Annotated in this window: 26 protein-coding genes; 15 read left to right on the forward strand and 11 right to left on the reverse strand. The window is 58.6% G+C overall.

Going from position 1 to position 25,694, the window contains the following annotated elements; all coding sequences use genetic code 11:
* Positions 1 to 65: 65 nt before the first annotated feature.
* The 3 genes from EAH74_RS21615 to EAH74_RS21625 all read left to right on the forward strand — a co-directional run bounded on the left by EAH74_RS21615 (position 66) and on the right by EAH74_RS21625 (position 1,357).
* Positions 66 to 272, forward strand: coding sequence for a tautomerase family protein (locus EAH74_RS21615; protein WP_123367741.1), 207 nt, complete (start codon positions 66 to 68; stop codon positions 270 to 272).
* Between the two features lie 213 nt (positions 273 to 485).
* Positions 486 to 914, forward strand: a complete 429-nt coding sequence (locus tag EAH74_RS21620) for a DUF4160 domain-containing protein (protein WP_140680969.1) — start codon at positions 486 to 488, stop codon at positions 912 to 914.
* Positions 911 to 1,357 (forward strand): DUF2442 domain-containing protein, encoded by a 447-nt coding sequence (locus tag EAH74_RS21625; protein ID WP_140680971.1) that lies wholly within the window; start codon positions 911 to 913, stop codon positions 1,355 to 1,357. The genes EAH74_RS21620 and EAH74_RS21625 overlap by 4 nt, the downstream gene beginning before the upstream one ends.
* A 54-nt stretch (positions 1,358 to 1,411) precedes the next feature.
* Here EAH74_RS21625 and trmA read toward each other — a convergent pair whose 3' ends face one another.
* The gene (trmA, locus tag EAH74_RS21630) at positions 1,412 to 2,491 is read right to left on the reverse strand and encodes a tRNA (uridine(54)-C5)-methyltransferase TrmA (RefSeq protein WP_140680973.1); all 1,080 of its coding nucleotides are present in this window, start codon (positions 2,489 to 2,491) and stop codon (positions 1,412 to 1,414) included.
* On the reverse strand, positions 2,488 to 3,783 hold the full coding sequence (locus tag EAH74_RS21635) for an NCS2 family permease (RefSeq protein ID WP_129441035.1): 1,296 nt from the start codon (positions 3,781 to 3,783) through the stop codon (positions 2,488 to 2,490). Before EAH74_RS21635 ends, trmA begins: the two co-directional genes overlap by 4 nt.
* 224 nt (positions 3,784 to 4,007) lie before the next feature.
* Between EAH74_RS21635 and EAH74_RS21640 the strand changes: the two genes are divergently transcribed.
* A complete protein-coding gene (locus EAH74_RS21640) occupies positions 4,008 to 4,454 on the forward strand; it encodes a DUF4879 domain-containing protein (RefSeq protein ID WP_430539793.1) in 447 nt (148 codons plus the stop codon).
* 66 nt (positions 4,455 to 4,520) lie between these two features.
* Positions 4,521 to 5,072, forward strand: a complete 552-nt coding sequence (locus tag EAH74_RS21645; protein ID WP_140680977.1) for a DJ-1 family glyoxalase III — start codon at positions 4,521 to 4,523, stop codon at positions 5,070 to 5,072.
* A gap of 22 nt (positions 5,073 to 5,094) precedes the next feature.
* On the opposite strand, the gene EAH74_RS21650 is transcribed toward EAH74_RS21645, so the two are convergent.
* Positions 5,095 to 6,333, reverse strand: a complete 1,239-nt coding sequence (locus EAH74_RS21650; RefSeq protein ID WP_140680979.1) for an MFS transporter — start codon at positions 6,331 to 6,333, stop codon at positions 5,095 to 5,097.
* A gap of 362 nt (positions 6,334 to 6,695) precedes the next feature.
* Between EAH74_RS21650 and EAH74_RS21655 the strand changes: the two genes are divergently transcribed.
* The 3 genes from EAH74_RS21655 to EAH74_RS21665 are packed head-to-tail and all read left to right on the forward strand — an operon-like array spanning position 6,696 to position 9,374.
* Positions 6,696 to 8,135: a cytochrome ubiquinol oxidase subunit I gene (locus EAH74_RS21655; protein WP_140680981.1), complete on the forward strand. Its 1,440-nt coding sequence runs from the start codon at positions 6,696 to 6,698 to the stop codon at positions 8,133 to 8,135.
* Between the two features lie 3 nt (positions 8,136 to 8,138).
* Positions 8,139 to 9,146, forward strand: a complete 1,008-nt coding sequence (cydB, locus tag EAH74_RS21660) for a cytochrome d ubiquinol oxidase subunit II (protein ID WP_140680983.1) — start codon at positions 8,139 to 8,141, stop codon at positions 9,144 to 9,146.
* A gap of 57 nt (positions 9,147 to 9,203) precedes the next feature.
* A complete protein-coding gene (locus EAH74_RS21665) occupies positions 9,204 to 9,374 on the forward strand; it encodes a DUF2474 domain-containing protein (protein WP_082555883.1) in 171 nt (56 codons plus the stop codon).
* A 76-nt stretch (positions 9,375 to 9,450) separates the two neighbouring features.
* Here EAH74_RS21665 and EAH74_RS21670 read toward each other — a convergent pair whose 3' ends face one another.
* Complete coding sequence (locus tag EAH74_RS21670; RefSeq protein WP_140680985.1) at positions 9,451 to 10,575, reverse strand: methyltransferase; 1,125 nt, start codon at positions 10,573 to 10,575, stop codon at positions 9,451 to 9,453.
* 176 nt (positions 10,576 to 10,751) lie between these two features.
* Positions 10,752 to 11,483, reverse strand: a complete 732-nt coding sequence (locus EAH74_RS21675) for a helix-turn-helix transcriptional regulator (RefSeq protein WP_140680987.1) — start codon at positions 11,481 to 11,483, stop codon at positions 10,752 to 10,754.
* Between the two features lie 335 nt (positions 11,484 to 11,818).
* Here EAH74_RS21675 and EAH74_RS21680 point away from each other — a divergent pair, with 335 nt between their 5' ends.
* The gene (locus tag EAH74_RS21680) at positions 11,819 to 12,595 is read left to right on the forward strand and encodes a ferredoxin--NADP reductase (RefSeq protein WP_123367755.1); all 777 of its coding nucleotides are present in this window, start codon (positions 11,819 to 11,821) and stop codon (positions 12,593 to 12,595) included.
* Positions 12,596 to 12,628: 33 nt separating this feature from the next.
* Here the strand turns inward: EAH74_RS21680 and mscL are convergent, their stop codons facing one another.
* On the reverse strand, positions 12,629 to 13,054 hold the full coding sequence (mscL, locus tag EAH74_RS21685) for a large-conductance mechanosensitive channel protein MscL (protein WP_140680989.1): 426 nt from the start codon (positions 13,052 to 13,054) through the stop codon (positions 12,629 to 12,631).
* A 286-nt stretch (positions 13,055 to 13,340) separates the two neighbouring features.
* On the opposite strand from mscL, the gene EAH74_RS21690 reads away from it, so the two are divergent.
* Genes EAH74_RS21690 through radA form a run of 3 tightly spaced genes read left to right on the forward strand, consistent with a single transcriptional unit; the run spans position 13,341 to position 16,907 of the window.
* Positions 13,341 to 14,882 carry a catalase gene (locus EAH74_RS21690; protein WP_140680991.1) on the forward strand — a complete coding sequence of 514 codons (1,542 nt, stop codon included), beginning with the start codon at positions 13,341 to 13,343 and terminating at the stop codon, positions 14,880 to 14,882.
* A gap of 57 nt (positions 14,883 to 14,939) precedes the next feature.
* Complete coding sequence (locus tag EAH74_RS21695) at positions 14,940 to 15,494, forward strand: ankyrin repeat domain-containing protein (RefSeq protein WP_140680993.1); 555 nt, start codon at positions 14,940 to 14,942, stop codon at positions 15,492 to 15,494.
* A gap of 45 nt (positions 15,495 to 15,539) precedes the next feature.
* Positions 15,540 to 16,907 carry a DNA repair protein RadA gene (gene radA, locus EAH74_RS21700; RefSeq protein WP_008149143.1) on the forward strand — a complete coding sequence of 456 codons (1,368 nt, stop codon included), beginning with the start codon at positions 15,540 to 15,542 and terminating at the stop codon, positions 16,905 to 16,907.
* A 129-nt stretch (positions 16,908 to 17,036) separates the two neighbouring features.
* On the opposite strand, the gene EAH74_RS21710 is transcribed toward radA, so the two are convergent.
* Positions 17,037 to 17,405, reverse strand: a complete 369-nt coding sequence (locus EAH74_RS21710) for a PilZ domain-containing protein (protein ID WP_140680997.1) — start codon at positions 17,403 to 17,405, stop codon at positions 17,037 to 17,039.
* 159 nt (positions 17,406 to 17,564) lie between these two features.
* Between EAH74_RS21710 and EAH74_RS21715 the strand changes: the two genes are divergently transcribed.
* The 3 genes from EAH74_RS21715 (at position 17,565) to yjiA (ending at position 20,985) form a co-directional block, all read left to right on the forward strand.
* Positions 17,565 to 19,631, forward strand: a complete 2,067-nt coding sequence (locus EAH74_RS21715; RefSeq protein WP_140680999.1) for a carbon starvation CstA family protein — start codon at positions 17,565 to 17,567, stop codon at positions 19,629 to 19,631.
* Positions 19,632 to 19,645: 14 nt separating this feature from the next.
* Positions 19,646 to 19,843, forward strand: a complete 198-nt coding sequence (locus EAH74_RS21720) for a YbdD/YjiX family protein (protein ID WP_007895266.1) — start codon at positions 19,646 to 19,648, stop codon at positions 19,841 to 19,843.
* A gap of 170 nt (positions 19,844 to 20,013) precedes the next feature.
* Entirely contained in the window at positions 20,014 to 20,985 is a 972-nt protein-coding gene (yjiA, locus tag EAH74_RS21725; protein ID WP_140681001.1) for a GTPase, read from the forward strand.
* 103 nt (positions 20,986 to 21,088) lie between these two features.
* Here yjiA and EAH74_RS21730 read toward each other — a convergent pair whose 3' ends face one another.
* From EAH74_RS21730 to glyA, 4 genes are all read right to left on the reverse strand, one after another.
* Positions 21,089 to 21,796 (reverse strand): GntR family transcriptional regulator, encoded by a 708-nt coding sequence (locus EAH74_RS21730; protein WP_140681003.1) that lies wholly within the window; start codon positions 21,794 to 21,796, stop codon positions 21,089 to 21,091.
* A 25-nt stretch (positions 21,797 to 21,821) separates the two neighbouring features.
* Positions 21,822 to 22,526 (reverse strand): FadR/GntR family transcriptional regulator, encoded by a 705-nt coding sequence (locus EAH74_RS21735; protein ID WP_123367761.1) that lies wholly within the window; start codon positions 22,524 to 22,526, stop codon positions 21,822 to 21,824.
* A gap of 67 nt (positions 22,527 to 22,593) precedes the next feature.
* Complete coding sequence (locus EAH74_RS21740; RefSeq protein WP_123367762.1) at positions 22,594 to 23,907, reverse strand: C4-dicarboxylate transporter DctA; 1,314 nt, start codon at positions 23,905 to 23,907, stop codon at positions 22,594 to 22,596.
* Between the two features lie 363 nt (positions 23,908 to 24,270).
* A complete protein-coding gene (glyA, locus tag EAH74_RS21745; protein ID WP_123367763.1) occupies positions 24,271 to 25,524 on the reverse strand; it encodes a serine hydroxymethyltransferase in 1,254 nt (417 codons plus the stop codon).
* Positions 25,525 to 25,694 lie beyond the last annotated feature (170 nt).

A 25,694-nucleotide genomic window follows, 5' to 3' on the forward strand; every position in this document is an offset into this window, starting at 1 on the left:
AGTGAGTTCGTGATGAGCAGCGGCAAGCAGTAAGCCTTTCTTAACCAGCAAGCAGGAGAACCAGCATGCCTTTCGTCAGCGTACGTATTACCCGCGATGGTGTGACCCGGGAGCAGAAGGCCCAGGTCATCGCTGAAATTACCGACACCTTGAAGCGCGTCCTTGGCAAGCCTCCGGAGCTGACCCACATTGTGATCGAGGAAGTCGACACGGATAACTGGGGGTATGCGGGCATCACCACCACCGAGTATCGAAAAAACCAGTCGGGTTGATTTCCTGACAAGCCAAGACAGCCGTCCTCGGGACGGCTTTTTTGTAGGCGCGAGGAAAGGATTGCTTACCATTTTGCGGTGTTATCCACCGGCTCGAGCCGAGCCTTGGCGCTAGTCTCAAAAGTCGCAGTGATGATTCAACACGGCGCCAGTTATCGGATTTTCCAGGGAATGTCGGGTCTTCGGGCTCATTAACCTAACGGATGGGTTAGCATGAGATTATTCAGCTACAAAGGGTTTTCAATGGTGATCATGTTGCGCGATGAGCACTGCCCGCCGCATGCACATGTGGATGCCGGAACCTGGAGTGCGCGCTTCAAATTCAGCTTCTGGCACAACAGTGTCGAGCTGTGGGACGTGGTTCCTCATTCTCGCAGGCCACCTGTGGCGGTGCTGGAAGGGTTGCGTCACGCGCTCGGACAACCCGCTCATTTGCGCCGCGCTCGGTGTTTCTGGTGGGACAAGCTGCACACGGTCTGCCTCGATCATCAGATATGGGACTGGCAAACCAGCGAAGTGGTGGTGGTAAAAAGGGTCGCCAGTACGACCTGCATGATTGGCTCGGCTTGCTATGAGCCCGCGACGAACAAGACCCTACTGGCGCTGATGGGCGTTCCGGAGGGCGTGGAGATCGAACTATGAAAACGATAACAGCAAAAATGTTGGTGGATCGGCCCGTAACCGAAGCCGTGCTGGATGAAGCCATCCAGCGTGGGCAAGTGCGCCACAAAGGCGGTCTGCAGGCGACTTCGGTGACCTTTGTGGAACCGTGCCTGGCGGTCGGTTTCATTGATGGCAGTGGCGTGCTGTTGCCCGTGCAGCACTATCCGGAATTCGATGATTTCGACGTCGAGGATTTCGCAGACCTGAAAGTCGGCTTTTCCGGGACAGCCCTTTGCCACGAGGGTAAGGATCTGCAGGTCTCCATCGCCGGGATGGTTTCGGCCAGCAAGCCGCTGATGGATATGGCCGCGTCGGTCATCGCCTCGCGTAATGGTCGCCAAAGCAGCGCCGCCAAAGCAGAGGCTGCGCGGGCGAATGGCCGTAAGGGCGGGCGTCCGCGCAAGACAGATACCACCCTTTAAGCACGCACAAAAAAGCCGTCGTGATGACGGCTGATTTGTATCTGGCGCCAGCAATTACCGGCGGGTCAACAACACCCCGGATTCCATGTGATGGGTCCACGGGAACTGGTCGAACATTGCGCATCGGGTGATGCGATGGGTGTCGTGCAACTGGGCGATGTTGGCCGCCAGGGTTTCCGGGTTGCAGGAGATGTAGAGGATGTTGTCGAAGCGACGGGTCAGCTCGCAGGTGTCCGGATCCATGCCGGCGCGAGGTGGGTCGACGAAGACGCTACCGAACTCGTAGCTCTTCAGATCGATACCGTGCAGACGACGGAACGGACGAACTTCGTTCAGGGCTTCGGTCAGCTCCTCGGCGGACAAGCGCACCAGGGTGACGTTATCCACAGCGTTTTCGCTGAGATTGCTCAACGCGGCGTTGACCGACGCCTTGCTGATTTCGGTGGCCAGCACTTTGCGTACGCGCGTCGCGAGCGGCAAGGTGAAGTTGCCGTTGCCGCAATACAGCTCCAGCAAATCGTCGGTGCGATCGCCGAGTGAGTCGTAAGCCCAGTTGAGCATCTTCTGGTTCACGGTGCCGTTGGGCTGGGTGAACGCGCCTTCCGGCTGACGATAGCTGAAGGTGCGGCCGCCGACGTCCATCTGCTCGATCACGTAATCGTGACCGATCACTTCGCGTTTGCCCTTGGAGCGGCCGATGACGCTGACGTTCAGGTCAGCTGCCAGTTTCGACGCTGCCGAGTGCCAGTGCTCGTCCAGCGGGCGGTGATAGCACAGCGTGATCATCGCATCGCCGGCCAGGGTGGTCAGGAACTCCACCTGAAACAGCTTGTGGCTGAGGGCCGCACTGGCTTGCCACGCTGCCTTCAGCTGCGGCATCAACTCGTTGATGCGCAGGCTGGCGATCGGGAATTCTTCGATCAGGATCGGTGTGCGCTTGTCTTCCTGGGAAAACATCGCGTAGTGACGCTCGCCGGCTTCGCGCCATAGGCGGAATTCGGCGCGCAGGCGGAAGTTTTTCAGCGGCGAGTCGAACACCGCAAGTTCTGGCGCACCGAAGGGGGCCAGCAGGTCACGCAGGCGCGTGACCTTCTCTTCGAGCTGAACGGCGTAAGCCTGGGAATCAAAAGTCATGCGTTGAACCAACCCAACTTGATCACGAACAGAATCGACAGAATCACCAGTGCCGGGTTCAGCTCACGGCCGCGGCCGGACAGCAACTTGATCGCGGTCCAGGAGATGAAACCGAAGGCGATGCCGTTGGCGATGGAATAAGTGAACGGCATGGCCAGAGCAGTGACCACGACCGGTGCGGCGACGGTGATGTCGTCCCAGTCTATTTCGGCCAGGCCGGATGTCATCAATACCGCGACGAACAGCAGTGCAGGCGCGGTAGCAAAGGCTGGAATGCTGGCCGCCAATGGCGAGAAGAACAGCGCCAACAGGAACAGAATCGCCACGACAACGGCAGTCAGGCCAGTGCGGCCACCGGCACTCACGCCGGCTGCGGATTCGATGTAGCTGGTGGTGGTCGAGGTGCCCAGCAAGGAACCGGCCATGGCCGCGGTACTGTCGGCGATCAGGGCGCGCCCCATTTTCGGCATGTGGCCGTCCTTGCCCATCAGGCCCGCGCGCTTGGCGACGCCGATCAGGGTGCCGGAGTTGTCGAACAGGTCGACGAACAGGAAGGCGAAAATCACGCTGACCAACCCGATGTCGAGGGCGCCCTTGATGTCCAGTTGCAGGAAGGTCGGGGCCAGGGACGGCGGCATCGACATCACGCCGCCGAACGGGGTGAAACCCATCAGGATCGAAACGATGGTCACCGCCAGAATGCCGATCAGTACCGCGCCGCGCACTTTCAGTGCTTCAAGCGCCACGATCAGGGCAAAGCCGAGGGTCGCGAGGATCGGGGCCGGTTGTTTCAAATCGCCGAGGCCGACCATGGTTGCCGGGTTGCTCACCACGATGCCCGCGTTATGCAGGGCGATCAGGGCCAGGAACAGGCCGATACCGGCGGCAATCGCCGAACGCAGCGGCAACGGGATGCTGTTGATGATCCATTCGCGGATGCGGAAGATCGACAGCAGGAAGAACAGCACTGCCGAAATGAACACCGCACCCAGCGCCACTTGCCAGGTGTGGCCCATGTGCAGGACCACGGTGTAAGTAAAGAAGGCGTTCAAGCCCATGCCCGGCGCGAGAGCGATCGGGTAGTTGGCGATCAGGCCCATCACCGTGGAGCCGATGGCGGCTGCCAGACACGTGGCGACGAACACCGCGCCCTTGTCCATGCCGGTCTCACCGAGGATGCTCGGGTTGACGAACAGAATGTAGGCCATGGCCAAAAAGGTCGTGACGCCCGCCAGAATCTCGGTCCGCACGTTGGTGTTGTGTGCCTTGAGTTGAAACAGCCTTTCCAGCATGTCTGCTCCCCGTGGCGCGCCAGGCGCCGTGAATGTATCGACCTCAACAGCAAAGCACAGACCGCTACTGGCGCCTGGTAATTTTCTGTGGGTCGGAAAAAGCCGCGCATCATACCAGCAGCGTGGGGCTATGGCTGCTTATGGCTGCGATCGTCGTCGATGTTTTGCGGTAAAGCCAAGTGCGCCATACTGCGCGCTGATTTTGGGGGGGACTTATGTATCGCATGAATAAACGTCTGATGGCCGTATTCGCAATGGCGATCGCCATGTTCCTGGGGGCACACACCGCCTCGGCTGCATCGGCGGCGCCGTTGAGTCAGGTGAAGGTACTCAAGGTCGAGTCGCCGAGCTGTGGTTTTGAAGACATTGCGCAGGGGCAAGAGCAAACCCGCTGCAATCACAGCGGTCCGAACATCAAGGTCTACGTGCTGGAAGTCGGTTACGGTCGTAGCGCGCATGTCGGGCTGGACGGTTTTGAAGTGAACGGCACCCGGACCCCGGTCTGTGCTTTTGATAATGGCAACCTGACTGAGTGCACCGTCGGGAAAAAAACCGTCGGCTATCTGTACGTCTTCGATCTGGCGGGTAAACAGGAAGGCACGTTCACCTTCAGCAACACGTCGATCAACGCGCCAGGCAATACGCTGTCGACGCAGCTTTACATCAAGTAACGGCGGGCTCGAACAAGGGGCAGGAAAGCTGACTACGCTTTAAAGATCATCCAGTGGACTGCGCCCATGACCTTTAGAGCTCTGATTACCCTCGCCGAGGGCATCGATGACCTGCAATCAGTGACCCTGATCGATGTGCTACGCCGTGCCAAGGTTGAAGTGGTGGTGTCCAGCATCGAAGGGCGGCGCATGCTCACCTGCGCACGCGGCACCCGAGTGACGTCCGATGCGATGCTGGTGGACGTGCTGGCACAGCCGTTCGATCTGATCGTCCTGCCCGGTGGTGCCGTGGGGGCGCAACATCTGGCGGCGCATCAGCCCCTGCAACAATTGATCAAAGATCAGGCGGCGGCCGGGCGTCTGTTCGCCGGCATCGCCGAGGCCCCGGCGGTGGCGCTGCAAGCCTTTGGCGTACTGCGTCAGCGGCGCATGACCTGCCTGCCATCGGCCAGCCATCAACTGTTGGGGTGCAACTTCGTCGATCAACCGGTGGTGGTCGATGGCAACTGCATCACTGCCCAAGGTTCAGGGGCGGCATTGCAATTCGCCCTGACGCTGGTGGAACAACTCTGCGGTAAGGCCAGGCGAGCGGCGGTTGCGGGGGAGTTGGTGGTCTAGAGAGTGCCCCGGACAAACTGCTTCAGACCTTCACTTCTTCCACCGGCACATGCATGCGGTCGCGGCTAGCCAGGGTCGGGAACAGCTTGATCCACGCCCCGGTCACCACCAATGTGCCAATACCGCCCATGACCACCGCTGGCACGGTGCCGAACCAGTGGGCGGTCAGGCCGGATTCAAACTCGCCCAACTGGTTCGAAGCGCCAATGAACAAACCGTTCACGGCACTGACCCGGCCGCGCATTTCATCCGGGGTTTCCAGTTGCACGAAGGAAGCGCGGATCACCATGCTGATCATGTCCGCCGCGCCCAACACCACCAACACCGCCAGGGAAAACCAGAACGAGGTCGACAGGCCGAACGCAATGGTCGCGACGCCGAATACACCCACTGCGGTAAACATGACCCGTCCGACTTTGCGCTCCACGGCGAATCTCGCCAGGTACAGCGACATCAGCAGCGCACCGACTGCCGGCGCTGAACGCAGCAGGCCCAAGCCCCAAGGGCCGGTCAGCAGAATGTCCTTGGCGAACACCGGCAGCAACGCCGTCGCGCCACCGAGCAGGACGGCAAACAGATCCAGAGAAATCGCCCCGAGAATGTCGGGCCGACTGCGAATGAAGCGGATGCCCGCCAGCAGCGAATCCAGAGTTGCCTTGCCCTTGTTCAGCGGGGTCTGCCGTGCAGGCAGGTTGAGCATCAGCATGCAGGCGATGATGTAGAGGATCACCGTCGGGCCATAGACCCAGACGCTGCCGAAGGCGTAAAGCAACCCACCGAGGGCCGGGGCAACGATCGTCGCCGATTGCTGTGCTGATTGTGCGGCGGCGACCGCGCGGGGGAACAGCGCGCTGGGCACGATGCTCGGTAACAGGGCCTGAGTGGTCGGCATTTCGAAGGAGCGGGCGGCACCGAGCAGGAACGCGAGGATGAAGATCATCTCCCGGGTGACATTGTCGGTCGCGCTACCGATGGCCAGCGACAGGGCGATTAACGCTTGCAGGGACTGACAAATTGCCGCGACCTTGCGCCGGTCATAACGGTCCGCGACATGCCCGGTGTGCAGCATGAACAGCACTCGCGGGGCGAATTCCACCAGACCGACCAGGCCCAGGTCGAGCACATTACCGGTCAGTTGGTAGAGGTTCCAGCCAATGGCCACCGTGAGCATCTGGAAACCGCTAGCGGTAAACACCCGAGCCAGCCAAAACGCGATAAATGGGCGGTGATGACGTAACAGCAAGGGCGCTTGGCTGGGCATCTGAGGGCCGGTCTTGAGCGAGGGGAGGGTCGAGATTATCACCAAGCTGTAACCAAAAGTTGCAGGGCTGGGAAATTTCGTTAGCTAGACACCGATATGCCTGGCTCGCATCGGTGAGGCAACCTGTCACGCGGCAAAAGACCACACCGTCCATCGTCAAAAATGGGACTACTCTTTTAACGTTGCTTGATCCAGATCAAGACCGCTCGTGGAATTGATCCGGCGGCCAGATGGCCAGACTCCCTACGTTGTGATGTTTGTAAAAAAAGAACGAATTCGAATTCGCCACACTCCATATCCGTGGGGGCAGTGGGTGCAGGGCCTCCACCCCGCAGCCGGTATTACCTGACAGAGGAAGACTTATGTTCGGTTTGGAGGCACTTGATCTCGCCCGGATGCAGTTTGCGTTCACCATTTCGTTTCACATTCTATTTCCCGCCATCACCATTGGCCTGGCGAGTTACCTGGCGGTGCTCGAAGGCTTGTGGCTGAAAACCCATAACGATACGTACCGCGACCTGTACCACTTCTGGTCGAAGATCTTTGCGGTCAACTTCGGCATGGGCGTGGTCTCCGGGCTGGTCATGGCCTATCAGTTCGGCACCAACTGGAGCCGCTTCTCGGACTTCGCCGGCTCCGTGACCGGGCCACTACTGACGTACGAAGTACTCACCGCTTTCTTCCTCGAAGCCGGTTTCCTCGGTGTCATGCTGTTCGGCTGGAACAAGGTCGGGCGCAATCTGCACTTCTTCGCCACGGTCATGGTCGCCATCGGCACACTGATCTCAACCTTCTGGATTCTCGCTTCCAACAGCTGGATGCAGACCCCGCAAGGCTACGAAATCGTCAATGGCCAGGTCATTCCGGTGGACTGGCTGGCGGTGATCTTCAACCCGTCCTTCCCGTACCGTCTGTTACACATGTCGACGGCAGCGTTCGTCGCGACCGCCTTCTTCGTTGGCTCCTCGGCGGCCTGGCATTTACTGCGCGGCAAGGACAACCCGGCAATCCGCACCATGCTCTCGATGGCCATGTGGATGGCCTTGATCGTGGCGCCGATTCAGGCCGTCATCGGTGACTTCCACGGGTTGAATACGCTTGAACATCAGCCGGCGAAAATCGCCGCGATTGAAGGCCACTGGGAAAACGTCGGTGATGAACCGACACCGCTGATCCTGTTCGGCTGGCCGGACATGAAAGCCGAGAAGACCAAATTCGCGGTAGAGATTCCGTACCTGGGCAGCCTGATCCTCACGCACTCGCTGGACAAACAGGTGCCTGCACTCAAGGAATTCCCGCCGGAAGACCGACCGAATTCGACCATCGTGTTCTGGTCGTTCCGGATCATGGTCGGCCTGGGTTTCCTGATGATCTTCACCGGTTTGTGGAGCCTGTGGCTGCGTAAACGCGACAAGCTTTATACCTCGCGTCCGTTCCTGTACCTGGCGTTGTGGATGGGGCCGTCCGGCCTGATCGCGATCCTCGCCGGTTGGTTCACCACTGAGATCGGCCGTCAGCCGTGGGTCGTCTATGGCCTGATGCGCACGGCAGACGCGTCCTCCAATCACAGCTTCATGCAGATGAGCATCACGCTGATTCTGTTCGTGGTGGTGTACTTCGCGCTGTTTGGTGCCGGGCTTGGCTACATGATGCGCCTGGTGCGCAAAGGGCCGAAGATCGACGAAGGCAAGGAAACGCCCGAGGGCGGTCCAGGCAAGAAACGCACACCGGCCCGGCCGCTGTCCGCCGCCGATGACAACGGTGACGGCGACCACAGCCCCAGCCTGACCAAGGAGATTTGACACATGGGTATTGATCTTCCGCTGATCTGGGCCGTGATCATCATCTTCGGCATCATGATGTACGTGGTCATGGACGGTTTCGATTTGGGGATCGGGATTCTCTTCCCGTTCATTCCGGGCAAGACCGATCGTGACGTCATGATGAACACCGTCGCGCCGGTCTGGGACGGTAACGAAACCTGGCTGGTGCTGGGCGGTGCAGCGTTGTTCGGTGCCTTCCCGCTGGCGTATTCGGTGGTGCTCTCGGCGTTGTACCTGCCGCTGATTTTTATGCTGATCGGGCTGATCTTCCGCGGCGTGGCCTTCGAGTTCCGCTTCAAGGCCAAGGATGACAAGCGCCACCTCTGGGACAAGGCCTTCATCGGGGGCTCGATCGCTGCAACGTTCTTCCAGGGTGTGGCCTTGGGGGCGTTCATCGATGGGTTTTCAGTGGTCAACCGTCAGTTTGCCGGTGGCTCACTGGACTGGTTCACCCCGTTCACAATGTTCTGTGGCGCAGCGCTGGTGGTGGCTTACGCGCTGCTCGGTTGCACCTGGCTGATCATGAAGACCGAAGGCAAGTTGCAGGAGCAGATGCATGACCTGGCTCGGCCATTGGCTTTCGTGGTACTGGCGGTGATTGGTATCGTCAGCATCTGGACCCCGCTGGCCCACGCCGAGATTGCCGCTCGCTGGTTCACCCTGCCGAACCTGTTCTGGTTCCTGCCGGTGCCGATTCTGGTGCTGGTGACCATGTACGGTCTGATCCGTGCGGTGGCTCGCAATGCGCACTACACGCCATTTCTGCTGACCCTGGTGCTGATCTTCCTCGGCTATAGCGGTTTGGGCATCAGCCTGTGGCCGAACATCGTGCCGCCGTCGATCTCGATTTGGGACGCCGCCGCACCGCCGCAAAGTCAGGGCTTCATGCTGGTCGGTACGCTGTTCATCATCCCGTTCATCCTGGGTTACACCTTCTGGAGCTACTACGTGTTCCGCGGCAAGGTCACCCACGAAGATGGCTACCACTAGAACGCGTGACAGTGGCGCAGGGCTGAGACCTGCGCCATTTCTTCTGAGGAGATTGCGATGAAGGCCGGTAAACATTCCTTGCAGGAAATCGAAGCAGCAGAGAAAAAGCCGCTCTGGCAGCGACTCGGCTGGCTGGCGATGATCTGGACGGGCAGCGTTGTGGCGCTGTTCATCGTGGCCAGCCTGATGCGCATGTTCATGAATGCCGCAGGCCTGACGACCCACTGATTTTTTGCACCCGATCCCATCCCGTTGCCTTGCGGCACGGATTTACGACCCTCCTGACGGAGGGTTTTTTTGCCCGTTATTTTCGGGCTTTAAGGATCACGAACTTGGGTGTGGCCGCCACTTGCTCGACGCCGCGGAACAACCGCGCGAGCTTGCTGTGATACCCCAGATGACGGTTGCCGACGATGTACAACGCGCCGCCCACCACCAGAGCCTCTCGGGCCTGCTGGAACATGCGCCAGGCCAGGAAGTCGCCGACGACTTGTTGTTGGTGAAACGGAGGGTTGCACAATACGACGTCCAGAGACTGAGGTTCCTGCCCCGCCAAACCATCACCGGCACGTACGACCACTTCCCGGTCACCCAGCGCCGCGCGCCAGTTTTCGGCTGCCGATTGCACGGCCATGAACGACTCGTCCACGAGCGTGTAGTGGGCCTCGGGGTTTTGCAGGGCGCTGGCGATGGCCAAAACCCCGTTGCCACATCCCAAGTCGGCAACCCGCGCTGAGCCGAGGTTCTTTGGCAGGTGCGGCAAAAACGCTCGCGTGCCGATATCCAGCCCTTCGCGGCAGAACACATTGGCGTGATTCAGCAGTTCGATCTCAGGGGCGTCGAGTCGATAGCGGGTCGGGTAGGGGGACACGACGGGTGCTTTGACCTCCGCGGTCGCGATCAATAGCCGAGCCTTCTTCACCGCCAACGAGGCTTGCACCGGGCCAATGTAGCGTTCCAGCAGATCGCCCGCAGCGCGAGGCAAATGCTTGATCATCGCCGCAGCAATCACCTGAGCCCCCGGCGCCAGTTGACCCTGCAGGCGAATCAATTGTTCTTCCAGCAAGGCGAGGGTTTTCGGGACCCGGATCAGTACCCGGTCGAAAGGGCCTGAAAAGGCTTCACTGGCAGGTACGCTTGGCACCACATCAAACGCCTGGCCATTACGGATCAGATTTTTTTCCAGTCCCTGAAAAGCAAGGAACGAGTCACCGCTGCTGGTCACTTGAACCTTGCCCGCCAGGCTGGCAGCCAATGCGCCAAAGCTGTCGTTGAGCACCAAAACCCGAGTGTCGGCCGAGGGCTGTTGGTCAGCCAGATGGGTGAGCAGGTATTCGTCTGCGGCATCAAACGCCTGCAGCGGTTCGTTCTGCTGTTCGGGCTGGCGGATCAGGTCGAGTCGGGCGAAGGGTGTTTCGAGCAAGGGCATGAGGCGGGGCTCTGGGTAATCAACAGGGGTCATCAACGGGTGTCCCGCGGCCCAGGGGCGTTGTAGCGGGCGAGACCGTCCGAGTGTACTGCGTCGCGAAGGTTCACACGTCATCACTCAAGAAGGACCGCAAATGGTACGTTTTTTTCTTTTGGATTACTTGCAGGTTTTTTGGGTCAGCGTATCGCGCTGCTGTTGAGAATACCGTCCTTGGTCGCGGCGATGACTGCCGAAATTTTGTTATTGACCCCGAGCTTCAGGATCGCGCTTTGCACATGGAAATTGACCGTGCGTGCGCTGAGATTGAGGATTCTGGCGCTCTCATACGCCGTCTTGCCATCAGCCGCCAGTTTCAATACATCGATCTCACGGGGGGACAAATGCGGCACGGGTGGCTTGGTCGATTTCCTGGGCAGTGACTGTGCGATCAGCGCATGCAGATGGCGCCCGATGAACACTGAAAAACCGAGATTTTCATACAGCTCAAACGCAGTGATCGGGCAATGGCTTCTGGCCAGGCTCAGAATGCTGCAAATACCACTGTCCTCATCGTGGACCGATTGCGACCAGCCGTGCTGCAATCCTTGTTTCTCGAGCGCGTCCCACAACCACGGGGTCTTGGAAAAAAGTTCTTCGCTCCAAAGGACAGGCAACCTGGAATGATTGCAGTGAGCCACTACTGGGTCTATCTCGCCGAATTTTTTTTGTTCATATTCAATGTTCCAGTCCGTAGGGTAGTTGTTGAGCTGGACTGTATTAAAGTGGTCAGTTTTTGTTTGGTATGTTGTTGAAAAGGCGAAAAATTTAAAACCTATATTTTTCGCGAAACCCAGTGAAATCCGGTAGGCAATATCAATCTCCGTTGCCCGCGATAATTGGTTGAGTTGTGACTCCTTCCACCTCTCCATTGTTACTCTCCATGTGTGTTACTTGGGGGTGCCTTTTGGATCCAAGATCTGGCACGAGCCGAGTGTAGGATGTTTCCTATGTTCGTGTGAGACTTTTTGGCTTTGTTTGCGATTTTTAATCAAGTATCTGGTTCTAACGTTTGGGAGTACTGGCTTAGATAACGGAATGTCGGGCTTACTATAAACAGGCTTGGAGTTGTGTGTTAGCCGGGTGGTTAATGTTAAGTCATTCTATGAAGTTAATGCGAATGAGTTCCTAAAGCCACTACAAATCATCGGTGTTTAAGCCCTTCGCTTTGCGGGACACTGTGGCTATCTGTTGAATGGAGCACCCCATGACCGCCAGTGCAGAAAAATTCACTCGCCAGACCTTGCTCGACGTCCAGTCGCTGACCCCCAGTCTGTTCACCCTGCGGACCACCCGGGATCCGGGTTTTCGTTTTCGTGCAGGGCAATTCGCCCGGCTGGGCGTTACCAAGGCTGACGGCAGCACCGTATGGCGGGCCTATTCCATGGTGTCGTCGCCCTATGACGAGTTCCTCGAATTCTTTTCCATTGTGGTGCCAGGGGGGGAGTTCACCAGTGAGCTGAGTCGGCTGGGAGTCGGCGATACGCTGCTGGTCGAGCGTCAGGCCTTTGGTTACTTGACACTGGATCGCTTTGTCGACGGCCGTGATCTCTGGCTTTTATCCACAGGCACCGGCCTGGCGCCGTTTCTGTCGATCCTGCAGGACTTCGAGGTCTGGGAGAAATTCGAACGGATCATCCTGGTCTACAGTGTGCGCGAGGCCCGGGAACTGGCTTATCAGGACCTCGTCAGCGGGTTGGCCCAGCGCGACTATTTAGCGGAGTTTGCGCACAAGCTGCAGTTCATCACCACCGTCACCCGGGAGCAGCATCCTGGCGCTCTGAGCGGCCGGATCACGGCGCTGATCGAAAATGGCGAGCTGGAGCGGGCGGCAGGCCTGGCGCTGACGGCCGAGCACTCAAGGGTCATGCTCTGCGGCAATCCGCAGATGATTGATGACACGCGCAAATTGCTCAAACAGCGCCACATGCACTTGAGCCTCAGTCGCCGACCCGGGCAAGTGGCAGTGGAAAACTACTGGTAAAAAAACGGCGCCTCAAGGGCGCCGTTGCTTGTTTTACTGACCTGTTGAGGGCCGATTGTTCTGAGCCTTGAGCAGATCGCGGATCTCTTCCAGTAGCTCTTCTTCCTTGGTCGGAACCGGCGGCAGCGTTGGCGCAACGGCCTCTTCGCGTTTCAGGCGGTTGATGGCTTTGACGCCCATGAAGATCGCGAAGGCGACGATGATGAAGTCAATCAGGCTCTGGATGAATTTGCCGTACGCCAGCACCACCGCCGGGATATCGCCGTTGGCTGCTTTGAGCGTGACGGTCAGGTCACTGAAGTCCACCCCTCCGATCAGCAGGCCAATGGGGGGCATGACCACGTCGCCGACAAACGATGAAACGATTTTGCCGAAGGCGGCGCCGATGATGATACCGACGGCCATGTCGACCACGTTACCTTTGACCGCGAAGGCCTTGAACTCACTTATCACGCCCATAGGTTATTTCCTTGTTACAGATGAGGTTGGTGACCGCAGTGTAAATCAGCAGAACGGGTCTTGCTCGAAACACCTCTTTACAATGCTCGGTGTTATCGACACATTTGCCAGTAATTAGTTTGCAAAGTGCCATCATTCGCGCGCGAAATACACGTTAACAAGCTGATTATCCACACAAAATTCTGAATCATCGCATTACGTTCTTTCTATTTATGTTCTGCGACTTCGACCTCTAGCCTCTGATAAGCGCACTTGGATTGCGCCTTAAAAAACAGAGGAACTTGTAATGAATTCGACCATTGGCCTCGGGACTTTTTCCCATCGGCGCACCCTTGGCGTTTTGACCGCCAGTCTGCTGTCTTTCTCCGTCAACGCAGCAACCCTGACCCGCGATAACGGTGCCGCGGTGGGCGACAACCAGAACTCGCAAACCGCCGGCGCGACCGGCCCGGTGTTGCTGCAAGACGTGCAATTGATCCAGAAGCTCCAGCGCTTTGACCGTGAACGCATTCCTGAGCGAGTGGTGCATGCCCGCGGTGCGGGTGCCCATGGCATCTTCAGCGTGACTGACGACCTGACTGATCTGACCAAGGCCAAGGTATTCGCCGCTGGCCAGAACACTCCCGTGTTTGTACGCTTTTCGGCGGTGGTCCACGGCAACCATTCACCGGAAACCCTGCGTGACCCTCGCGGTTTTGCCACCAAGTTCTACACCGCGGACGGCAATTGGGACCTGGTCGGCAACAATTTCCCGACCTTCTTCATCCGTGACGCCATCAAGTTTCCGGACATGGTCCATGCCTTCAAGCCTGACCCGCGTACCAACCTCGACGATGACGCCCGTCGTTTCGATTTCTTCTCTCATGTTCCAGAAGCCACTCGCACCCTGACCGAGTTGTACTCTAACTCTGGTACTCCTGCCAGTTATCGGGAAATGGATGGTAATGGTGTTCACGCCTATAAGTTAATTAACGCCAAAGGTGAAGTTCACTACGTGAAGTTTCACTGGAAAAGTTTGCAAGGGATTAACAATCTCGATCCGAAAGCCGTGACGAAAGTTCAAGGTAAAGACTACAGTCATATGACTAATGACTTGGTTACACATATTGATAAAGGCGATTTTCCGAAATGGGACTTGTACGTTCAGATTTTAAATCCTCAAGACTTGTACAAGTTTGATTTCGATCCTTTGGATGCAACCAAGATTTGGCCCGGCGTTCCAGAGCGAAAAGTTGGACAGATGGTCTTGAATCGTAATCCTGCGAATGTCTTCCAGGAAACGGAACAAGTTGCTATGGCGCCGGCCAATCTTGTTCCCGGTATCGAACCTTCGGAAGACCGATTGTTGCAGGGGCGAGTGTTTTCTTATGCCGATACGCAACTGTATCGTCTGGGGGCCAATGCGATGCAGTTGCCGATCAATGCTCCAAAGATTGCGGTAAACAACGGTAATCAGGACGGCGCAATGAATATCGGCCACAGCAGCACTGGGGTGAATTACCAGCCAAGCCGTTTGCTGCCTCGTGAAGAGCTGCAAACCGCGGGCTACAGCCAATCGGCGCTGTCGGGCAGCACGCAGCAGGCGAAGATTCAGCGTGAACAAAACTTCAAGCAGGCCGGTGATCTTTATCGCTCCTTCAGCAAGAAAGAACGCAAGGACCTGATCGAGAGCTTCGGTGGTTCGCTGGTCACCACCGATGATGAGAGCAAACACATCATGCTGTCCTTCCTCTATAAGGCCGACCCGGAGTACGGGACTGGGGTGACCGAGGTTGCCAAGGGGGATCTGAACCGGGTCAAGGCTCTGGCCGCCAAACTGGTTGACTGATTTTTCAGCCTGAAGCGGGGCCTCATGCGAGGTCCCGTCTGGCCAAGGAGCCTTGTCATGCGTTTTTATCTGTTTTTTTTTCTGGCGTGTTTGCCGTTCGGCTTGTTCGCCGGGCCGGCCACGCAAGTCACGAAAGATCCTGCTGCACTGAAAGCCCAATTGCAGGACTACTACTTTGATGCTGCCCGTCGCGGCGATGTGCCGATGCTCGAGACCTTCATCGAGGCTGGATACTCCCTGGATACTCGCGATAACAAGGGCTACACCGCACTGATTCTGGCGGCTTATCACGGGCAGAGTGCAGCGGTGGACCGATTGCTCGCTGCCGGGGCAGACGCTTGTGCTCAGGACACTCGTGGCAACACGGCGCTGATGGGCGCGATTTTCAAGGGCGAAGTACAGATTGCTCGAACCCTGCTGGCGACCAATTGCAGCCCCGATCAACGCAATGGTGCCGGGCAGACCGCAGCGATGTACGCCGGATTGTTCAAGCGCGTCGAGTTGCTCGACGCGCTCAAAGCCAAGGGGGCGGACCTTTGCGCCGAGGATCCGATGGGCAATAGCGCCGCGCGTCTGGCCAGCGGTGAAATCCGCACCGCGGCGCCGCGCTGATCCGCTCCAGCTGAGCTATCATCGCGGTTTTTGCCGGGAGTTCAGATGGCCAAGGCCAAGCGCATGTACGGCTGCACCGAGTGCGGCTCAACCTTCCCCAAGTGGGCTGGCCAGTGCGGTGAGTGCGGGGCCTGGAACACCCTGACCGAAACCATGGTGGAGAGCGGTGGTGCCGCAGCCCCCAGCGGTCGCACCGGCTGGACCGGTCAACAGGCACAGATCAAGACCCTGGCCGAAGTCAGTGTCGAAGAAATCCCGCGTTTTTCCACGGCCTCCAGTGAACTCGATCGGGTGCTGGGCGGTGGTCTGGTGGATGGCTCGGTGGTGCTCATCGGCGGTGATCCGGGTATCGGCAAATCGACCATTCTGCTGCAAACCTTGTGCAACCTCGCCAAAGTCATGCCGGCGCTGTACGTCACCGGCGAAGAGTCCCAGCAGCAAGTGGCCATGCGCGCCCGCCGTCTCGGCTTGCCTCAGGATCAACTGCGGGTGATGACCGAAACCTGCATCGAGACCATCATCGCCACCGCCCGGCAGGAAAAACCCAAGGTGATGGTGATCGACTCGATTCAGACGATATTCACCGAGCAACTGCAATCGGCACCGGGCGGCGTGTCCCAGGTCAGGGAAAGCGCGGCGTTGCTGGTGCGCTATGCCAAGCAGAGCGGCACCGCCATTTTCCTGGTCGGTCACGTGACGAAAGAAGGTGCATTGGCCGGGCCGCGAGTGTTGGAGCACATGGTCGACACGGTGCTGTATTTCGAAGGCGAATCCGATGGGCGCTTGCGTTTGCTGCGGGCGGTGAAGAACCGTTTCGGCGCCGTCAACGAACTGGGCGTGTTCGGTATGACCGACAAGGGGCTGAAAGAAGTCTCCAATCCTTCGGCGATTTTTCTTACCCGTGCGCAGGAGGAAGTGCCGGGCAGTGTGGTCATGGCGACGTGGGAAGGGACGCGGCCGATGCTGGTGGAAGTCCAGGCGCTGGTGGACGACAGTCACCTGGCCAATCCACGTCGGGTAACGCTGGGGCTGGATCAGAATCGACTGGCGATGTTGTTGGCGGTGCTGCACCGTCACGGTGGCATTCCGACCCATGATCAGGATGTGTTTCTCAACGTGGTTGGCGGGGTGAAGGTGCTGGAAACGGCCTCCGATCTGGCGCTGATGGCGGCGGTCATGTCCAGTTTGCGCAACCGGCCACTGCCGCACGATCTGCTGGTGTTCGGCGAGGTCGGGCTTTCCGGCGAAGTACGTCCGGTGCCGAGCGGCCAGGAACGTTTGAAAGAAGCGGCCAAACACGGCTTCAAACGCGCCATCGTGCCTAAGGGCAATGCGCCTAAAGAAGCGCCGCCGGGGTTGCAGATTATTGCTGTAACGCGTCTGGAACAGGCGTTGGACGCCCTCTTCGAATAACGTTCAGGTCGATACAAAACCTGTGGGAGCGAGCCTGCTCGCGGTAGCAGTATGTCAGTCGACTTAAATGTTGAATGTCAGACCGTATTCGCGAGCAGGCTCGCTCCCACATGGGTATGGGATTGGCCTTCAAACTTCGATCAGCGCCCCCAACTCCCGTTCGAGCTCCTGCGAGTCGCCAAGGTTGAGTTCAACCAGTCGCCGCAGGCGTTCGATGGATTCCAGGCTGATGTGTTTGCAGACGAACCCGAGCTGGCCATGGTCATCGTGGGTCAACATCACATCCATCTTGATCTCGACGTCCTCGTTGAGATGAATATCGACCAGGAAATGCCACTCCCGATTCCCCAACCACGGTTCGGGCTTTTCGATCAACAGTCCCTTCAGTGACAGGTCGATCAACTTCACCGGCCAGATGAATTCCCCCTGACTCAGCTCGGTTCGGGCATCGAACGCAATACGTTTGAAGCGGCGGCGATCGGCAGGTTGCTCGCTCATGGCGCAATCCTCGTAAATGTTCGCTGACTATAGACCCGCATCGTCAAAGGCTGCCAGCACAGTGATGGCTCAACCCATGTCGGGGGGATGGCCTTTGCGGCCGTTAGCGCTAAACTCGAGATGGCTGTCTTTCTTGTCCACCCTGGCTGGAATCATAAAATGAAAAATAATAATAGCCTGCTACGCCACCTACCCTGGCTGCTGCTGGCAATCCTGGGAGCGTGCGCCCTAGGTGTAGTGGCATTGCGCCGAGGCGAGGCGATCAACGCCTTGTGGATTGTGGTCGCCGCCGTGGCCATCTATCTGGTTGCGTATCGTTACTACAGTCTGTTCATCGCTAACAATGTGATGCAACTCGACCCGCGACGGGCCACCCCCGCCGTGCTCAACAATGACGGTCTGGACTACGTCCCCACCAACAAACACATCCTCTTCGGTCACCACTTCGCAGCCATCGCTGGCGCAGGGCCGCTGGTCGGTCCGGTCCTGGCGGCGCAGATGGGTTACCTGCCCGGTACGCTGTGGCTGATTGCCGGTGTGGTGCTGGCCGGTGCCGTTCAGGACTTCATGGTCCTGTTCATGTCCACCCGCCGCAACGGCCGTTCCCTGGGCGACATGGTCCGTGAAGAAATGGGCCGCATCCCCGGCACCATCGCGCTGTTTGGCTGCTTCCTGATCATGATCATCATCCTGGCGGTGCTGGCGCTGATCGTTGTAAAAGCCCTGGCCGAAAGCCCGTGGGGTATTTTCACGGTGATGGCGACCATCCCGATCGCGATGTTCATGGGCATTTACATGCGCTACATCCGCCCGGGCCGCATCGGTGAAATCTCCGTGGTCGGCGTGCTGTTGCTGCTCGGTTCGATCTGGCTCGGCGGGCAGATTGCCGCTGATCCGTTCTGGGCCAAGGCGTTCAGCTTCACTGGCGTGCAGATTACGTGGATGCTGGTCGGTTACGGTTTCGTGGCCGCCTCGTTACCGGTCTGGCTGATTCTGGCGCCGCGTGATTACCTGTCGACGTTCCTGAAAATCGGCACCATCGTGGCCTTGGCGATCGGCATCCTGATCACCATGCCTGAGCTGAAAATGCCGGCGCTGACCCAGTTCATCGACGGTACTGGCCCTGTGTGGAAGGGCGGTCTGTTCCCGTTCCTGTTCATCACCATCGCCTGTGGCGCGGTCTCCGGTTTCCACGCGCTGATTGCTTCCGGCACCACGCCGAAACTGCTGGATAACGAAGTCAACGCCCGTTACATCGGTTACGGCGCCATGCTGATGGAATCCTTCGTCGCCATCATGGCCATGGTTGCCGCGTCAGTGATCGAGCCAGGCGTGTATTTCGCCATGAACAGCCCGGCGGCAGTCGTCGGCGGTGACGTGGTGGCCGTGGCACAAACCGTCAGCAGCTGGGGTTTCGCGATTACGCCAGAAGCCCTGCTAGCGGTGGCCAAGGACATCGGTGAAACCACCGTCCTGGCCCGTGCCGGCGGTGCGCCGACCCTGGCGGTCGGTATCGCACAGATTCTGCACAGTGTCCTGCCGGGTGAAAACACCATGGCGTTCTGGTACCACTTCGCGATTCTGTTCGAAGCGCTGTTCATCCTGACCGCCGTCGACGCCGGTACCCGTGCCGGCCGTTTCATGCTGCAAGACTTGCTCGGTTCCTTCGTGCCAGCGCTGAAACGCACCGAATCCTGGACCGCCAACCTGATCGCAACCGCCGGTTGCGTGGCGATGTGGGGCTGGTTGTTGTACCAGGGCGTGATCGATCCACTGGGCGGCATCAACACCTTGTGGCCGCTGTTCGGTATCTCCAACCAGATGCTGGCCGGTATCGCGCTGATGCTCGGCACCGTCGTGCTGATCAAAATGAAGCGCCAGCGCTACGTCTGGGTCACCATGCTGCCCGCCGTGTGGCTGCTGATCTGCACCACCACCGCCGGTTTCATCAAGCTGTTCGACGCTAACCCGGCGATCGGCTTCCTGTCGCTGGCCAAGAAGTACAGCGATGCGCTGGCCAACGGTCAGATCCTCGCCCCGGCCAAGGACATTACGCAGATGCAGCACGTGATCTTCAACGCCTACACCAACGCAACGCTGACCGCGCTGTTCCTGTTCGTGGTATTCAGTATCCTGTTCTATGCGCTCAAGGTCGGTATTTCCGCCTGGGGCAGCAAAGAACGTACGGATAAAGAAGCGCCATTCCAGGCTCTGCCGGATGCGTAATCGAGGATTGCAGCATGTTCAATGACCTGAGTCGCCTCGGTAAATACCTCGGTCAGGCCGCGCGCCTGATGGTCGGGATGCCCGACTACGACAATTACGTCGAGCATATGCAAACCAAACACCCGGACAAACCGGTGATGAGCTACGAAATGTTCTTCCGGGAACGCCAAGAGGCTCGTTACGGTGGCAAAGGTGGGCCGAAGTGCTGTTGATCTGCTGAGTCAGATCATGATGTGAAGCAAAAAACTGTGGGAGCGAGCTTGCTCGCGAAGGCAATCGGTCATTCGACACTGATGTTGACTGACACACCGCTTTCGCGAGCAGGCTCGCTCCCACATTCGTTTTGTGTTGTTTTTTAACTTTGTGAAACAGGAGACTCCAGTTGTCCTCTCCCATCCCGGTAACGATCCTCAGTGGCTTTCTCGGCGCGGGCAAAACCACGCTGTTGCGCCACCTGGTCAAAGCCGAACACGGCCTGAAAATCGCCGTGATCGAGAACGAATTCAGCGACGCCGGTATCGACACCCAGCTGTTGGGCGACGAACCGGTGCAAGTGATGACGCTGTCCAACGGCTGCGTCTGCTGCACCATCCACACCGATCTGACCAAAGCCTTGTACTTGTTGCTCGAGCGCCTGGACAGCGGCGAAATCGCCTTCGACCGTCTGGTGATCGAATGCACCGGCCTGGCCGACCCGGCACCTGTGGCCCAAACCTTTTTCATCGATGAAGAGCTGCGCGAGCGCTACATCCTCGACGGCATCATTACTCTGGTCGATGCGGCGCACGCCGACACTCACCTGACGCAAACCATCGCCCAGGCGCAGATCGGTTTCGCCGACCGCTTACTGGTGAGCAAACGTGATCTGGTGGACGAGGCGACCTTTACCGCGCTGAGCGAGCGCCTGACCCGCATCAACCGTCGCGCACCGATCCGCGTGGTCGACCACGGCAAAATTGACCTGGCCGAATTGCTCGACGTGCGCGGTTTCAATCTCAATGCCGACCTTGGCGGCGGAGTCAGCCTGCGCCCGGTGAGCAAAGCGCCGTCCATCGACCGCATTTCCAGCCTGGTGCTGCGCACTGATAAACCGCTGGATATCGACAAACTCAGTGAGTTCATGAACGAACTGCTGGAGGACCATGGCAAGCAATTGCTGCGCTACAAAGGCGTGTTGAACATCCTTGGCGAGCCGCGGCGCATGGTGTTTCAGGGCGTATTGAAGCTGTACGGATTCGATTGGGACACCGAGTGGGCGGACGATGAAACGCGCGAAAGCGTGATCGTGTTCATTGCCGATGATTTGCCGGAAGAGAAAATCCGTGAGGGGTTTGCGCGGGTAGCGGCGGAATAAAGTCCGACATTTTTAGCGAGTTTGATGCCGCTTTCGCGAGCAGGCTCGCTCCCACAGGGGAATGTATTTCAAATGTGGGAGCGAGCCTGCTCGCGATAGCGGCCTAACCGACAACACGATTCTGACTGAGTGTCGGTCCGGCGTTGAGTAACATCGCTTCCAAATGATCCAGATGCTGGCCCAGCAAGTTCTCAGCCTTCACTGCTTCGCCGCGTTCCACGGCTTCCAGAATCGCCTGGTGCATATGCCAAACGCAATAACCCTCCAACCCTACCTCAAACTGCGCAATCGCCAGCGAAGTCAGCGGCACCAAGCTACCAAGAAAATGCGTCAACGGTGCATTCCCAGCCATTTCCGCCAACTGCAAATGAAACTCCCCCGATAAGCGAATCGCCGGACCACGGGCGGTGCATTGACGCTCGCTATCGATCAAGGCTCTCAGTGGTTTCAAGTCTTGCGTGCGCGATTGCTGGCAGACCAGGTGCACCAAGGTGATTTCGGTCAATCGCCGTGCATGCAACATTTGCCGGGTTTGCTCGCTGTCGAGCGCGGCGACGCGGGGCCGATGACTGGTCCGCAGGACGATGATCTGCTGATGGGACAGTTGCGTCAGCACACCACGAATGTCGCTTCGCCTGGCGCCGAACATCTGCGCCAGGCTTTCTTCCGTAAAGCGACTGGCCGCATGAATGCGCTGTTCGAGAATGGCATCGAATATCCGTGAGTAGAGATCATCCGCCGATGGCTTCCCGGTGTTCGTTCGGGGGAAGGGCAGGGCAGCGAGGGTTTGCGGTGAGGCGAAGCTGTTCATGGCTTGTCTCCAGTTCGAAGCGGACTCAACTGACGAGGTTGTCGTCCGGAATATTCAATTCGATGCCCATCCGCTGGCCTTCCCGAAGGATGTGCCGACGCATTTCGGCGCTGGCCTGGGCGCTGTTTTTACTGCGAATAGCGCGCACCACGGCCTCGTTCTCCTCGAGGCGCTCAGCCAAATGCTCCGGGGAGTTGCGCAGCACGTCGGCGCTTTGCTTGAGGGCATTGCTGGTCTGTTGCACCACACTCTGGAAGATCGGATTCGAGGTCAGCGTGAACAGCTCTTCGTGGAACGCGATGTAGGCGTTCACGCCGGCTTCACTGTCGTTGGCTTCCAGCGCTTCGCGCATGTCCATCAGGGTCAGGCGCAGTTGTCCGACTTCCTTGCTGCTGATCGACTGCGCCACCAGACCGACAATGAACGGCTCGAGGGTGTAGCGCAGTTGCAGCACGTCTTCCAGGCTCGCACCGGCGACTGCGCTGTCGTGGCTTTGGCTGTCGCTGAGATTGGCCTCCAGCACCACCACGCCTTTACCCGGCATGGAACGCACCAGCCCGAGGGTTTCCAGCACGATGACGGCTTCACGCAGGCTCGGGCGGCTGATGCCCAGTTGTTCGGCCAACTCACGCTGCCCGGGCAACATCTCGCCGGAGCGCCACTGACCACGGGCCAAAGCGGCCCGGAGTTTTTCTACGACTGAATTGACGACGGTTGATGTGGTGATCACTGTTCGCTCCATGAGCATCCAAAACGATTGATGACCGTGCCTGCCCGTGGGCAGGCACGGCGATTATTCAGAATTCCTGCTGATGCGCCGGGCCGACAGGCTTTCTCGGCTGGAAGGTATAACCCACCTGACCAGAAAGTACTTTGTTCGCCCGCTGGATATCGATGTCCTTTTCCCAGCGCGCGATGGCCACGGTGGCGACGCAGTTGCCGATCAGGTTGGTCAGCGCCCGGCCGATGCCCATGAACCAGTCCACTGCCAATACCAGCACCAGGCCGACCACCGGAATCGCCGGGATCGCCGTCAGTGTCGCCGCGAGAATCACCAGTGCCGAGCCGGGAATCCCGTGAGCACCTTTGGAGGTGATCAGCGACACCAGCAGAATCGTCAGCAAGTCGGTCATGGCCAGCGGCGTGCCGGTGGCATTGGCGATGAACACGATGGCGAGGGTCAGGTAGATCGAGAAACCGTCCAGGTTGAACGAGTAACCGGTAGGAATGACCAGCCCGACCGTCGAACTGCCGATGCCCAGATGCTCAAGCTTGCGCATGATTTGTGGCAGCACGGCGTCGGAAGAGGCGGTGCCCATCACGATCAGCAGTTCTTCGCGCAGGTACTTGAGCAATGGCCACATCCGCAGGCCGGACAGGCGCATCACCAGGCCGAGAATCAATGACACAAACGCGAAACAGGTCAGGTAAAACAGGCCGACCAGGCTGCCCAGGTGTTGCAACGAGTCCAGGCCATATTTGCTGGTGGTGAAGGCAATCGCGCCGAACACACCAATCGGCGCCAGGCGCACGATCATGCCCATGATGCGGAAGATCACGTGGCTGAGTTCGTTGATCAACCGGGAAATACCGGAGGCCGCTTCACCCACCAGGTTCAGGGCGCTGCCGAATAGCACCGAAAACAGCAGGACTTGCAGGATGTTGTTGTCGGCAAAGGCACCGATCACCGAGGTCGGGATCAGGTCCATCAGGAACTGCGTGGTGGTGTGCATGTGCTGACCGCGCTGGGCGATGTCGCCCATGTCGGCAGCGGAGAGCTGATCCAGATGTATGTTCGCGCCGCTGCCGATGCCGGTGCTGAAGGCGAACACCAGACCAATCACCAGGGCGATGGTGGTCAGGACTTCGAAGTAGATCACCGATTTCAGGCCGATGCGTCCGACCTTCTTCAGGTCGCCGGCACCGCTGATGCCGCTGACCACCACGCAGAACACGATCAGACCGATGAGCATCTTGATCAGTTTGATGAAGCCATCGCCGAGCGGTTTGAGCTGGGCGGAGTATTCAGGAAGGGTCAGCCCGCAGACGATGCCGAGCACCAGTCCGAGAACCACTTGGAGGAAGATTGAACGCGAGCACCATCTGAGCATGGGAGGAATCCTGGTCGGTGTCCTGGCTGCCGACGCTTAAGCGCATCAGATTCAGGACTTAATTATTGTGGTCTTACCGGTATGTCCAGTGCAGGCGCAGTCTACGCTGGGTTTTTTCAGGATTACAAGTGGAAATAGAAAAATTGGCATGACCGGTCTGACCGGTTGAGCTGATCCCGTTGAAAATCAAAAGATCGCAGCCTTCGGCAGCTCCTACAGAAACCGGGTACACCCGTGATTTCGCAGCCTTTGTAGGAGCTGCCGAAGGCTGCGATCTTTTGATCTCAATGGCCTTATATGGCAGGCGAAAAAAAACCAGCCATCACTGGCCGGTTTTTTCATTGCTGCGGTTCTGCGGGCTGATTAGGCGCCGTATACCGGCAGCTTCTTGCAGATGGCCTTGACCTTCTCACGAACGGCGTCGATCACCGCTTCGTTGTTCAGGTCCGCCAGGATGTCGCAGATCCAGCCGGCCAGCTCTTTGCACTCTGCTTCCTTGAAGCCACGAGTGGTCACAGCCGGAGTACCGAAGCGCAGACCGGAGGTGACGAACGGGGAGCGTGGATCGTTTGGCACGGAGTTCTTGTTCACGGTAATGAACGCTTTGCCCAGAGCGGCGTCGGCGTCTTTACCGGAGATTTCCTGCTTGATCAGCGACAGCAGGAACAGGTGGTTTTCAGTACCGCCCGAAACCACGTCGAAACCGCGCTCGATGAACACGCCGGCCATGGCCTTGGCGTTCTTCACCACTTGTTGCTGGTAAGTCTTGAACTCAGGCTGCAGCGCTTCCTTGAAGCAGATCGCCTTGGCAGCGATCACGTGCTCCAGCGGGCCGCCCTGGGCGCCCGGGAAAACTGCGGAGTTCAGCTTCTTCTCGATGTCGGCGTTGGCGCGAGCCAGGATCAAACCGCCACGTGGACCGCGCAGGGTCTTGTGCGTGGTGGTGGTCACGACGTCAGCGAAAGGCACCGGGTTCGGGTAGACGCCAGCGGCGACCAGACCGGCCACGTGGGCCATGTCGACGAACAGGTAGGCGCCAACCTTGTCAGCGATTTCGCGGAAGCGCGGGAAGTCCAGAATCTGCGAGTAGGCAGAGAAACCGGCCACGATCATTTTCGGCTTGTGCTCAACCGCCAGGCGCTCGACTTCGTCGTAGTCGATCAGGCCGTTGCCGTCGATACCGTACTGAACGGCGTTGTACAGCTTGCCGGAGGAGGAAACGCTGGCACCGTGGGTCAGGTGACCACCGTGCGCCAGGCTCATGCCCAGGATGGTGTCGCCCGCTTGCAGCAGAGCCAGGTAAACGGCGCTGTTGGCTTGCGAACCGGCGTGTGGCTGAACGTTGGCGTAATCAGCGCCGAACAGTTCTTTTGCACGGTCGATGGCCAGTTGCTCGACCACGTCGACGAACTCGCAACCACCGTAGTAGCGCTTGCCCGGGTAGCCTTCGGCGTACTTGTTGGTCAGTACCGAGCCTTGAGCTTCCATGACCGCAGGGCTGGTGTAGTTTTCCGAAGCGATCAGCTCGATGTGTTCTTCCTGGCGCTGAGCTTCTTGCTCCATGGCGGCAAAGAGATCGGCGTCGTACTTGGCAATAGTCAAATCACGGCTGAACATGGCGGTCCTCAAGGATCGGGGCAGAAAAGGGGGGCATTCTAACCCAATGGGTTTTAGATGGCATATGAAAGGACATCATGTCGCAGACAAGTGGGCTTCATGACGGGATCAGCGGTGATCGTGCCGGCCTCTTCGCGAGCAGGCTCGCTCCCACAGTGGATCTTCAGTGG

It is taken from the genome of Pseudomonas mandelii, assembly GCF_006438925.1.
Classification (GTDB): Bacteria; Pseudomonadota; Gammaproteobacteria; order Pseudomonadales; family Pseudomonadaceae; genus Aquipseudomonas; species Aquipseudomonas mandelii_C.

Bases quoted from the DNA above. Each gene is read 5' to 3' on its own strand.
- EAH74_RS21665 (WP_082555883.1), top strand. From the start codon at position 9,204: ATGAAGGCCGGTAAACATTCCTTGCAGGAAATCGAAGCAGCAGAGAAA.
- EAH74_RS21635 (WP_129441035.1), bottom strand. From the start codon at position 3,783: ATGCTGGAAAGGCTGTTTCAACTCAAGGCACACAACACCAACGTGCGG.
- glyA (WP_123367763.1), bottom strand. From the start codon at position 25,524: ATGTTCAGCCGTGATTTGACTATTGCCAAGTACGACGCCGATCTCTTT.
- EAH74_RS21710 (WP_140680997.1), bottom strand. From the start codon at position 17,405: ATGAGCGAGCAACCTGCCGATCGCCGCCGCTTCAAACGTATTGCGTTC.
- EAH74_RS21650 (WP_140680979.1), bottom strand. From the start codon at position 6,333: ATGCCCAGCCAAGCGCCCTTGCTGTTACGTCATCACCGCCCATTTATC.
- cydB (WP_140680983.1), top strand. From the start codon at position 8,139: ATGGGTATTGATCTTCCGCTGATCTGGGCCGTGATCATCATCTTCGGC.
- EAH74_RS21695 (WP_140680993.1), top strand. From the start codon at position 14,940: ATGCGTTTTTATCTGTTTTTTTTTCTGGCGTGTTTGCCGTTCGGCTTG.
- EAH74_RS21720 (WP_007895266.1), top strand. From the start codon at position 19,646: ATGTTCAATGACCTGAGTCGCCTCGGTAAATACCTCGGTCAGGCCGCG.
- EAH74_RS21655 (WP_140680981.1), top strand. From the start codon at position 6,696: ATGTTCGGTTTGGAGGCACTTGATCTCGCCCGGATGCAGTTTGCGTTC.
- EAH74_RS21640 (WP_430539793.1), top strand. From the start codon at position 4,008: ATGAATAAACGTCTGATGGCCGTATTCGCAATGGCGATCGCCATGTTC.
- mscL (WP_140680989.1), bottom strand. From the start codon at position 13,054: ATGGGCGTGATAAGTGAGTTCAAGGCCTTCGCGGTCAAAGGTAACGTG.
- EAH74_RS21645 (WP_140680977.1), top strand. From the start codon at position 4,521: ATGACCTTTAGAGCTCTGATTACCCTCGCCGAGGGCATCGATGACCTG.
- EAH74_RS21730 (WP_140681003.1), bottom strand. From the start codon at position 21,796: ATGAACAGCTTCGCCTCACCGCAAACCCTCGCTGCCCTGCCCTTCCCC.
- EAH74_RS21625 (WP_140680971.1), top strand. From the start codon at position 911: ATGAAAACGATAACAGCAAAAATGTTGGTGGATCGGCCCGTAACCGAA.
- EAH74_RS21690 (WP_140680991.1), top strand. From the start codon at position 13,341: ATGAATTCGACCATTGGCCTCGGGACTTTTTCCCATCGGCGCACCCTT.
- EAH74_RS21680 (WP_123367755.1), top strand. From the start codon at position 11,819: ATGACCGCCAGTGCAGAAAAATTCACTCGCCAGACCTTGCTCGACGTC.
- radA (WP_008149143.1), top strand. From the start codon at position 15,540: ATGGCCAAGGCCAAGCGCATGTACGGCTGCACCGAGTGCGGCTCAACC.
- EAH74_RS21675 (WP_140680987.1), bottom strand. From the start codon at position 11,483: ATGGAGAGGTGGAAGGAGTCACAACTCAACCAATTATCGCGGGCAACG.
- trmA (WP_140680973.1), bottom strand. From the start codon at position 2,491: ATGACTTTTGATTCCCAGGCTTACGCCGTTCAGCTCGAAGAGAAGGTC.
- EAH74_RS21740 (WP_123367762.1), bottom strand. From the start codon at position 23,907: ATGCTCAGATGGTGCTCGCGTTCAATCTTCCTCCAAGTGGTTCTCGGA.
- EAH74_RS21670 (WP_140680985.1), bottom strand. From the start codon at position 10,575: ATGCCCTTGCTCGAAACACCCTTCGCCCGACTCGACCTGATCCGCCAG.
- EAH74_RS21715 (WP_140680999.1), top strand. From the start codon at position 17,565: ATGAAAAATAATAATAGCCTGCTACGCCACCTACCCTGGCTGCTGCTG.
- EAH74_RS21620 (WP_140680969.1), top strand. From the start codon at position 486: ATGAGATTATTCAGCTACAAAGGGTTTTCAATGGTGATCATGTTGCGC.
- EAH74_RS21615 (WP_123367741.1), top strand. From the start codon at position 66: ATGCCTTTCGTCAGCGTACGTATTACCCGCGATGGTGTGACCCGGGAG.